The organism is Neptunicella sp. (genome assembly GCF_048268085.1).
Classification (GTDB): Bacteria; Pseudomonadota; Gammaproteobacteria; order Enterobacterales; family Alteromonadaceae; genus Neptunicella.
Genome location: NZ_JBLWWF010000008.1, coordinates 139331 through 150047 on the forward strand (window position 1 = coordinate 139331; position 10717 = coordinate 150047).

At 39.4% G+C, this 10717-nt stretch carries 8 protein-coding genes; 6 read left to right on the forward strand and 2 right to left on the reverse strand.

Annotation, left to right across the window (positions count from 1 at the left end; all coding sequences use genetic code 11):
• Nucleotides 1-218: 218 nt before the first annotated feature.
• Both ACTD55_RS08820 and ACTD55_RS08825 read left to right on the forward strand, forming a co-directional pair.
• A complete protein-coding gene (locus ACTD55_RS08820) occupies nucleotides 219-4892 on the forward strand; it encodes a hypothetical protein (RefSeq protein WP_438863953.1) in 4674 nt (1557 codons plus the stop codon).
• Nucleotides 4893-5817: 925 nt separating this feature from the next.
• Entirely contained in the window at nucleotides 5818-6684 is an 867-nt protein-coding gene (locus tag ACTD55_RS08825) for a phage integrase N-terminal domain-containing protein (protein ID WP_438863954.1), read from the forward strand.
• Nucleotides 6685-6702: 18 nt separating this feature from the next.
• Here the strand turns inward: ACTD55_RS08825 and ACTD55_RS08830 are convergent, their stop codons facing one another.
• Nucleotides 6703-6972 (reverse strand): helix-turn-helix domain-containing protein, encoded by a 270-nt coding sequence (locus tag ACTD55_RS08830; protein WP_438863955.1) that lies wholly within the window; start codon nucleotides 6970-6972, stop codon nucleotides 6703-6705.
• A 115-nt stretch (nucleotides 6973-7087) separates the two neighbouring features.
• On the opposite strand from ACTD55_RS08830, the gene ACTD55_RS08835 reads away from it, so the two are divergent.
• The 4 genes from ACTD55_RS08835 to ACTD55_RS08850 all read left to right on the forward strand — a co-directional run bounded on the left by ACTD55_RS08835 (nucleotide 7088) and on the right by ACTD55_RS08850 (nucleotide 9557).
• Nucleotides 7088-7300 (forward strand): hypothetical protein, encoded by a 213-nt coding sequence (locus ACTD55_RS08835; RefSeq protein WP_438863956.1) that lies wholly within the window; start codon nucleotides 7088-7090, stop codon nucleotides 7298-7300.
• A 532-nt stretch (nucleotides 7301-7832) separates the two neighbouring features.
• Nucleotides 7833-8054: a helix-turn-helix domain-containing protein gene (locus tag ACTD55_RS08840; protein WP_438863957.1), complete on the forward strand. Its 222-nt coding sequence runs from the start codon at nucleotides 7833-7835 to the stop codon at nucleotides 8052-8054.
• Nucleotides 8055-8094: 40 nt separating this feature from the next.
• Entirely contained in the window at nucleotides 8095-8916 is an 822-nt protein-coding gene (locus tag ACTD55_RS08845; RefSeq protein ID WP_438863958.1) for a hypothetical protein, read from the forward strand.
• 272 nt (nucleotides 8917-9188) lie between these two features.
• A complete protein-coding gene (locus ACTD55_RS08850; RefSeq protein WP_438863959.1) occupies nucleotides 9189-9557 on the forward strand; it encodes a zeta toxin family protein in 369 nt (122 codons plus the stop codon).
• A 126-nt stretch (nucleotides 9558-9683) separates the two neighbouring features.
• Here the strand turns inward: ACTD55_RS08850 and ACTD55_RS08855 are convergent, their stop codons facing one another.
• The gene (locus tag ACTD55_RS08855; RefSeq protein ID WP_438863960.1) at nucleotides 9684-10577 is read right to left on the reverse strand and encodes a S41 family peptidase; all 894 of its coding nucleotides are present in this window, start codon (nucleotides 10575-10577) and stop codon (nucleotides 9684-9686) included.
• Between the last annotated feature and the right edge of the window lie 140 nt (nucleotides 10578-10717).

Genomic DNA, 10717 nt, shown 5'->3' on the forward strand with positions numbered 1-10717 from the left:
TGAGTGGATTTGAACGGAGTGGTTTAGGGCTTTCGGTTTTAAATTCTATAAATGACAAACGATCGTGACAATTTCATTTGTCTTTTATTGCGAACTGTCTATAGATGTAATGATAGCCCCGATCATACTGATAGTTAGTTGGTCGTGATGTGTTCCTTGCAAAGTCTTAATTTAACCCCAATCATCACTATACGATTAAATAGTCTTTGAAGTTTTACATGGCATTAGAAGCTGGTGGATACGCAGAAAAGTTAGGGAATAAGTATGAGGCAAACTGGATTGCATATCAGCTTCTCCGACTTTTGGAAGAAAAAATTGCTTGGGTGTCGGTTGAACCGCTAGGTGATGATGAAGTCGGCGTGGACGTAATTGCTGGGTTGCATGATAACCAGTGTGAGTACTATCAATGTAAAGCAGGAAGTGGCAACAGAGAATATTGGACGCTATCCAAACTAAATCAATCAAAGATATTGAGTAACGCACAATTTCATATTGATAGGGGCAGCCGTGAGTTTCATCTTGTATCTCCCCTGAATTGCAAAGTCATTTCGGACTTAAGTGACAGCGCCTTAAATACCAACGGTAATCCTCGAGATTTTGTAAATCACCAAATAAATACTAGTACAGAAAGACAAAAGTCCTTTGCCTCAATCTGTGGTTATCTGTCTCTTGATATCAGCGATGATGGAGATGTTCAAAAAGCAATTAACTTATTGCAAAGGTTCAAAATCACACCGTACAACATTAACCAACATACACAGACTGAACTGGAGGATAAAGCAGCAAAATTGTTTTCTGGAGTGCCAATAAAGCTTGTCAATTTTCTTAAAAACTATGTTGTTGAGTTCAATAAATTAAGACAAAAGATTACTACACAAGACTTGTTGCAAGATCTGAAATCTAGTGGTTTTTCACCTCGACTTGTACCAGATGATGACAGAATCGCGCCTGTGATAGAGCGATTATCGATTGATTTTGAGGATTCTATTAGGCCGTTCCTTATTTGTAGTCAATTAATATCAAGAGCTGAACTAAATGATGTGATTCAGTCAGTAAACCAAAATGCAATTACGTTGGTTAAAGCAGAAGCTGGGATGGGGAAAAGTGCCTTACTCTTGGAATTGCATCAAAAACTTAGTACTGAAGGCACAATCAGTATCCCTATTCGCCTCGACAGGAAGAGGCCGGAAAACAATGTTGATGCCTTTGGTCAATCTTTAGGGTTTCCTTACTCTCCAGTTTTAAGCGTCAGTAAATACGCAAAAGATAAAAAATTTGTATTTATCTTAGATCAACTGGACGCTATCAGATGGACAGCTGGACATTCGAATAATGCTTTGCAAATCTGCCAGGAACTTGTAAGGCAGATACTATCGCTCAGGAACGATGGATTAGAAGCCAGTATCGTACTTGCATCTAGAGATTTTGATATTAGTGAAGATATTGCGTTATCTAGTTGGATTGCAAGTATCAAAGATGACCTGAAAGATTTTCATATTTCCAACTTAGATGAAAATACTGTCGAGAAACTAATATCGCCTTTCGAAAGCTATAAGACTATTTCGGAAGAAAAAAAACGCACTCTGCAAGTTCCGCTTTGGTTAAGCATTTATCTTACAATTGCCAATCGCACTCAATCAGCACCTCGATTCAACAACAAGTTGGAATTAGTTAAAAAATACTGGGAAGACAGGATAAGTCTCGTAAAGACTCTGAATACTAGTGAACAGGATGTTGCAAGATTGATAGATGAAATCGTTGTTCTAATGACGAGTAGGTCACGATTGGCAATATCGGAAAATTCGTTATCAATTGGGACACAGAACTCTTTGGACGCACTGCTTTCGGTTGGAGTTCTGACTAGGCAAAAACACAGAATTAGCTTCCGCCATCAAGCTCTGTACGACTATCAAGTTGGTATCAAACTTTTCAATGCAGGTATCGATTCTTCTTCAAAGTTGATATCAGAGATAGGTGACTTCAGTCATCAAACGTTAACCAAAAGAGAGCATCTAAAATACGCTTTGAACATGTTGTTGGATTCGGAACAACAGGCGTTTTGCGATTGTGCTGAAACCATTCTATTAAGTGATAAGATCAGGTTTCATCTTAAGTATTTAACCCTTAATTCAATAAAAGAGTTAACTAACTTAACGAAGCCAGCCAAGTCGATGATCGATAAAATCATTGCTGAGCCTGAGTTGCTGTCTAAATTTATTTCAACTTGTAGTTACAAGAACGCAGATATTATTCGTTATCTATCTGACACATCAAAAATCTCGGATTGGCTAAATGGTTCAGATGACGAGTTGATAGAAACTTCAATAAGGCTTCTGCATTCAATCGCTGACTCAAATCCTGAGATTGTAATAAAGGAACTTAAGCCATTTGTCGGGATAAGCGAGTTATGGAATAACAGAGTGTATAGGGGACTATGTTGGGATATAGAAAAAGATTCTGATTCGATGTTCGAGCTAAGATTGGAACTCTTTACTAGAGGCTGTAACGTAGACTTTATTGATTGGAAAGCTCTGTCCCAAAAGGTGCCTGAACGAGCGCTGACTCTAATTGAACTAATGTTGTCTCACTACAAAGGTGTTCTTTGCCTGCCAAGATACTCTCCCGAAGCATTAAGTACCGAGTCGTTTGCAAGAAGGGACAATTGGTCAGCAAGTGAAATAGACGAAATTACACAGATTGCTAATCTAATTCCTGAAGAAGTCCTTGAGAGATTATTAACATTAATCTACTCGTTCTTAGGTGACTTACAGGACGAAGAGGTAGCTTATCAATGGCTTCAAAAAGATGACCTTTCGCGATACGAAGTCACAAGTAGCCTAACTCATGGCGTGTTTTCTCTTATTTTGCATTCCGGGCAAATGATCGCATCAGAAGATAGACTACTGGAATTGATACGTCCGTACCTGAATAGCGATAGCCCTGTCATAAACTACCTTATAGCTAACTTAATGTTGAACCTCTCAGAAGTGCATGCTGATTTGACAATAGGCTGGCTGCTGGACAACCCTGAAAGCCGCTTTAGATGCGGAAACACTTATGCAGAGCCTGAATGGATTTTACCTGGCAAATTAATTACCAAATTTTCTCAACATTGCTCTGAGCACCTTTTAGAAAAATTGGAAGAAAATATTTACTCATTTAAAACTAAGTTAACCATAGACAACATCAAGTGGCGCTTAGAAGCGAGACGACGAGGGATGTACTACTCCTTCTGGGGAGAAACACAACACTTTTTACTTCCATGTTTGCCGAAAAGCCTAATTTCAGACAATTCTAAGCAACTAATTGGTGTTTTAAAGCGCAAATTCTCAGATTACAGTGATTATGATTTTTGCTCTGTAAGCAATCGATCTGGAGGTGTAGTTACATCTCCTCTTCCTATAGGTAATCGTCTGTCAGATAAGAGTTGGAAAAAGATCATCCTAACGCCAGAAGATGAAGTGAATACAGGAAATTGGAAACAAGTTGGTGCTGAAGTTATTACCGAGGTAAGTGTAGAGCAGTTTTCTCGTACTTTAGAAGTAGCCGTCAAAAACGAACCTGAACGCTTTGCTAATTTCGCTTTATCGCTTCCAAAAGATATTAACAATAAATACGTCCGCGCATTTTTTTGGGGACTTACCAAAAGTAATCCGAGCAGAATTACTAAAGGCTACCTTGAAAATTGGCAACAATGCCCCGTTGAGTTGACAGAAAAGGTAATAGAGCATTTCGGGGACAGTGGAAACGAGAGTGCAATAGCGAGGTTAATTGAAAGTAGAGTTGATGACGAAAGTTGGTCGCCAGCGACAATAGCTCTACTAGAAAAAATCGCACAAACTGCCGAAGATCCGTGCTTTAACAAGCTGAATGTCCGTGATATCAAAAAAAGTGAGAATGCCAGTGAGGCAGATGTTGAGACCTTACGCGGTAATGCAATCAATTGTACCAGAGGTATTGCGTATGGTGGTATTGCACGCGTTTTTAGGAAAGATCAAGCGTATGCGATAAAACACCAAAGCTTAATAGACAGCGCTATCAATGATTTTCACCCAGCTGTGAATATCACTGCTGTTGATCTTTTGTTACCTATGTCCAATTACGATAAGGATTTTGCAGACAGTAAGTTTTTAGAGCTATGTAATAAGGATTTACGAATGACCAGCGCATATGGTGCTCATCATTTCTTCAACAATGGTTTTGAAGGCCATCAGCAATCAAAGTATGTTGAGCTGGTATTGCAAATGCTCAAGTCCTCCTACGATGATGTGAAAAAAGAGGCTGCTCGCCAAGTTTATGCGCGTTGGTTTTTCAATGATCTATTTCAGAATGAAGTCAGTTTGGTACTAGACGGTGATGAAATCTTGCAAGAAGGTTGCGCCTCTGTAGTCCAACAGTTTTTGCGGGAAGATAAACATCACGACAAAATTCACAAAGTAATACCAGCCTATTCCGCGCTTTTGAACTGTGAAAATGAAGATGTTCTTAGAACAGTAGGAGGTAGCGTTAGGAATCAAAATTATTGGGAAAAACACAATGCAACTCAACTTTTTGACATTTTTGTGCAATCAAAAGCGGCTAAGTATTGCTTATGGGAGCTTTTTGAACAGCTAAGTTGTCATCCTCGCTCAATATCAGAATTTAGCGCACACCTATATCAACTCATAGACAACCTTACTGGTGACACGTCAGAAGATGTGCGAAATAAGCATATGAGAATTCGTGAAACGTCGATTATTAAAGTGCTGCAAAGATTGTATGATGAGGCAACTGAGGAAGAAGACAAGTCAACTATCAATGTTTGTTTAGACATTTGGGACAGAATACTTTCTTCAGAAGTGTACGCCGCAATCAACGCAGTTAATGAATTAGACAAAGGACTACTAAGTTAACTATTGCTGGAAAAGTGGCAAAGTACAATTGCGTTAGATGTCGGCAGATTTTGTAGGCTTTCCCCCTATATTGGTTTCGGTGTTTTTTAACACCTTTGCTCAAAAATGCAGCACACACCAATTCTTAAGAAAAACAGCCCAATATAATGGGCTGCGCGTGTAGGAACTACACGACTATCCTCGAAGGCTTCAGACGATAAACCCTAACGCCTGATGGATTATACGCCTCCAGGGTCGTACCCTGATGCACCATAGCCCTATCTCATGCACCCAGGTGTGGGCCGTTATTATCGATAACGAATCGCGGTGTGCGCTGCCAATCACAAAGATAAGCTACTTTCAAAAATAATGTTTGGAAAAACCCCGGTAAGATTACCGGGGTTTTATTTGAAGGCGGATTGGCGACGAGTCGTCCCTACTCGAAAGAGGTAGGGACGACTCGCAGAGTCGCCAGTCGAGGCCACTGCTCATGATGCCTCGACACCCAATCCGCCTTAAATAATTGCAGGGCCAGAAGAGGGATAGAGATTTGAGCGTGTCAAAAAGGTGTTGCAATCTCTGATCACTGTGATAATTTTGTTTATGAACTAGCTCGACATGAGCATCAAGAAAAAGGGCGTTCTCACTGCCCGCAACACGTTCCTGAGGAGCTGCATTCGCAGCATTATGGGTCACACGACCACCCCACAATAAACAACACAAATATAAACCACAGTAGTTCGCGCTGTATTTCAACAGAAATCACACGGCTCAGCTTTGTTGCTTTAGACCAGTTAGCCTTTATGTCTTATGACAATATGCTCGGTTACGCACCGTTCATATGGCTTTAAAACTTACCTATTTTGGCATTTCGCCCCCTGGTCTTTGGTTTGGTGTTTTTCTCAATACTTTCAAAATTAAATTTTAAATTTATGAGGAACATGAAATGAGCCAATTAGGATATCGTCTTCATCAAATGGTGAACGACACTCACCGCGAAAGTAGCTTTAGCACTAGAGCTACTCGTAGCAAAGTATTAAACCTTGCTGCAAAGCAGCTACTCAAACATGGTTATAAATTAAAGGACCCTACCGGTCTTAAAACCAAGCATATCAATCATCTTGTTACACGTTGGCAAGATGAAGGTCTAGCGGCAAAAACAATAAAAAACAGAATGGCGGCCTTGCGTTGGGTTGCCGAAAAAATAGGTAAACCTAATATCTGTTCACGTAGCAATGATGACTACGGCATTCCAAGAGTTCGCAACAATCCCATTGGCAAGTCAAAAACGTTAGACATAGATAAGCATGCCAAGATCAAGAGTGACTTAATCAAGCTTTCCCTGCGTTTGCAGCAAGAGTTTGGGCTTAGAAAAGAGGAGTGTATGAAATTCAGCTTATCCTATGCTTTGATAGACGCTAACACTCTGCAAATAAAAGGCTCATGGGCTAAGGGTGGCAAATACCGCAAAATTCCGATTTTAAAAGAATCTCAACAACAGCTTATTCGTGATATTGCTGCTGTTACTAAAGGCGCACTTATCGAACCTGACAAGAACTATAAGTCACAAATGGGAGAGTACGACCGCGAAACCATCCGAGTTGGATTAAATAAAAATCACGGATTACGTCACCATTACGCAAGGGAGCGTTATTTAGAGCTTACAGGCTGGAAATGCCCTGCCGACGGAGGCCCTCATAGAAAAGAGCTATCTCCTATTGATTATGAGCGTGATACGAAAGTTCGTGAGCAAATTAGCCAAGAATTAGGCCACGAACGATTGAAGATTACCTATGCGTACTTGGGCAGTTAAAATTAGGCATGCCTAATTTTATCCGCTTACTGACCAATCCAATATCTTTTCAGCCAACTCGTCTTCAATGCAGTACAAGAAGGCAGTTGGCACTTTCAGAACACCGCTCAACGCGACTACCGTTTTGAAATCCGGTGTGTGAACACCACGCTCATACTGGTTCATACGAGCAGACGCAACAAACTTATCCATCCCCGCCATTATTCCTAACTGCTTCTGGGACAGACCTAGTCTTGTTCTTGCTTGCTTTAGCCGTATCGGAAACGGCGAACCATCATTAGTTTTCAATTGGTGTAAGACATTTACTCTTGAAAACTAAGATTTTCTTAGCTTTAATTGAATCTGGATACTAAGGAATACTTAGGTGCAAATTAGGCATGCCTAATTCTTTTGAAGGGGAGTTATGATTTTGGAAACGTTGTTTTTTGTACTATTTGGGATTGTTTACTTTTTAGTTTGGGTATTTACTGCTGACGATGAGTCGTCAGATAAAAATGATCAGCTTGACCAACTTGATGATGGTATGGGGAATATTATCGGTGATGGCGAGCATATGACTCGTGAAGAGGCTGAGGATGCTCAGGCACGAGGCGAACTTTATGACACTTACTATTAAATGATTTGGCATGCCAAATTATTTAATAGTAATGAAGGTATTATCAATGACACCCAACGCTTTGTTAATGGTATGGTTATGTTTCTGCAATCCTGTTTACCCGCTGATATGATAAATTAAATGGAGAATGAAAGTGTGGCCACTTTTCGTTAGCTGTCTGATGATACTCGGTGTTGTCGCCTTTTTTACAATTTACTTTTTTCGCTCGAGAAAAGAGCTCGATGACTAAGGAAATTAGTAATCCACCAATCAACTTTTTCTAGCCACCCTCTTCAAAATAATTTGGCATGCCAAATTATTTTGAGTGAAAAACAAATTTACATATATCTACTTTAACCTCCCACTTTTATCGGGCTGATTTAGCTTATTTTATAAGCAACTTCTATTTAGAAATGTTCTAGATCTTACATGACCGAAAAAACCCTCTAAATCTTACCCTAGCTTTTCTACTACCTATCTAAATGCCCAATGCTAGATTCACTGGTAACTATTGAGCCGACAATGACATTAGCGTGAATCAGAGGTAACCGTAATGATTAACCGTTTTCAAAAACAGAAACCAGAATTTTATTTATTGGAAGAAATTGCGGAGATTTTGCGTTCCAGTAAGAGAACAATTTACAACCGAATTTACCGTAACCGTGTTTATGGAGAACAAAATCCAGTACCACCTTATATCAAGATGAATGGAAAGCTTCTATTTCCTTCGAATGATTTTGAAAGGTGGATTGAGCAGAAAAAATCTGACATATAATTATAGTTAAGTTGACGTTACGATGCTTCATGCATCCAACTTGAAGAAAGCTCTTTCTCTTTCGGAAAATGTACCGAAAAAATTTATCGGTTATTACCCCGCTGAGCTTTCAGATCCTGCTATTTTACCACTATCACAACAACATGGTTTGTCAAAGCAAAACCTATCGGAACAAAATAATCATAGGAATCTAACTATCTGTGCTGAAAATGGGTTACCTAGAGGTACATTTGGCCGGTTAAGCATTTGTTACTGGGTTAGTTTGTTTGTGAAATGCGAAACAACACTATCAACTGAACAGATCTTGAATTCCACTCAAGCAAAGTCCAAGAGCCAACTATTTTTGGAGGTCGTTGGCAAAAGACAGAGTGGCTCAGCCCAGCTCGAATCTTTCTGGAAGAGTTATTACGCAGCGACGCGGATGCAGTTAAAAGTTAAAAATGTCTTCAAACCGATTAATAACTCGAATTCACTGAGCACAAACTGGCTCACCCTCAAAGATCAGTTGACACCAGTTCCCGTAGATATTCGGGCATTGCATTTATTGCACTTGCAACAATCAGCTCTGGGCATCGACCTCTATATATTTTTAACTATCAAAGCCTTCAGTCTTGCTAAAGCGGGTTATTCGGACAAGCTATTTCTTCTATGGGCAACTCTTGAAGATGTTTTCATCAACGAGCGAAGCCGGTGCAAAAATTTATATGAATTCAAAAAGCGAATAAAGTCTGCAATGGAAAAAGTTATAAATTGCTTTCCAGGCAGCCACATCGAATATAAAAATGCAGACGGACTATTCATCAAGCGAATCACTCCATCGGTTCAAATCTTACCTAGTACTAACGCGCAAGAAAAAACGTAAAAAGTAACAATGGAGATGCTCGCCAATGAAAACATGGGAAGCCCAGTTCAATGTATTGTTAAAAGTGCAGGTTGAAAAAACCTCTGTACTTATGAGATTTTTCACCAAAATCACCTGTGGACACTGCAAGTTCTCCACGTACGAAAAAAGTTCAGGACAACCTCAATCGCTTGCTAGAATTGGCCTTCAGCGATACGCTAATAGTTTGCATTTAGTTCTTATTTATTTTTCTGTTATTACAGGTTACTGTCTGTTGAAAAACTAGTGAAACGTTGATTCCCTCCGTTAGTGTCAAAGTTACTGAAGATGAAAAGCGAATAGAAGAAAACGCTATAAAATTTGCAAAAAATAACCGCACTTCAATAGCAAATGAATTAACTGATCTGGAGCAATATCCAACCGATGAGGAACCGGTATCGGTTTTCATGGCGGGCTCTCTACGTGCGGGTAAGACCGAAGCATCTAAAGCATTTTTGGAGGAACTTAAAGCTGAGAATGTTATTCGCATCGATCCTGATGAGCTTCGTGAACACTTCGAAAATTACCACAGAGATAATTCTTATCTTTTTCAAAAGTCGTCTCTTTTATTGTCGAACGTACGCTTGATAAAGCGTTTAAACGGAATCAGTCATTTCTGTTAGATGGGACATTGACGAATTATAATATTGCTCATATGATTTTAGTGTCTACTTTGGAAAGTCATCTTCCCCTAAAACATAATTCCGAAAGACTGATAGAACATATATTGAATAGCCACTAAGAATTTATTAATTTTCAGATATATGCGTCGTTGGGTTCAGCGTTTCAACAACAAAATCAATCCAACCGTATCTTGGGATACTATTGTCTAAATAGTAATCCGGCTGAATCCCAATTCCATCGATAGTAATATCGGGAATTCTCAAACTTCGAGACAAACTATAAAATAAAGTCAATCGCTGGGATGGTGAAGTTACGTGGTAAGTGTTAGAGATATCTAAGATGCCTGAAGTAGTTTTCCCAAACAGTTTGACCTTTGTACTTTGCTTCGCCTCTAAGAGGAATTGTTCAGCCGAACTGGCATTATTTTCATTAATCAAAATAGCGATGTTCTTAGGGTTAGACAGCACTTGATCAAAACGGGTTACACTAATTTTAGACTTCTCAAGCATCACAAATTCACCTAATTTGGATTGAAGAGTTTTTAAGTTTTTTTTCGCCCAATCAACAACATCCCGCCCATATTTTCCATCAACCATATCCTGCATACGCCGATTATTTAACGGTGTTGATTTATATTCGACGCCAACAATACGGATAGGATTTGTATAGAGCAGTGGTAATAAACCATTGTAGGTACTATCACTCCCCCCTCCGTTGTTTCTGATATCGATAATCAGGGTCGATGATGATGAAATACTAGACATGTTAGCTTCGATCAGATCATCGATTTTCTGCTTATTGCTAAAATCAAATGACGGTATTCTGAACAGTAAAACATTTTCAGAAATTTTTTCAAACATAGGGGCATTTGCGTTACGAAGTCGAATATAGCGACTAGCACTTTCACCGGTTGGAGTACGTCCATTAATTCGCGTCATATATGTGTGATCACCAATATCAATAATATTTCCGTCAAGTTCAAAAAAAGAATCAAGATTTTGTTCACTATGATTACCCATAAAATAAGACGCTCTATAGCCTCTAATGCCGTTCACTTAAGGTGAGCGGCATTGTTGTTTCTAGGGTATCGACTTGGCCTTTTCTTCACCGTTCTTGGAAAACTCCTGTGTCGTCGTGGCTCTAAAATCAAGCTTTCACT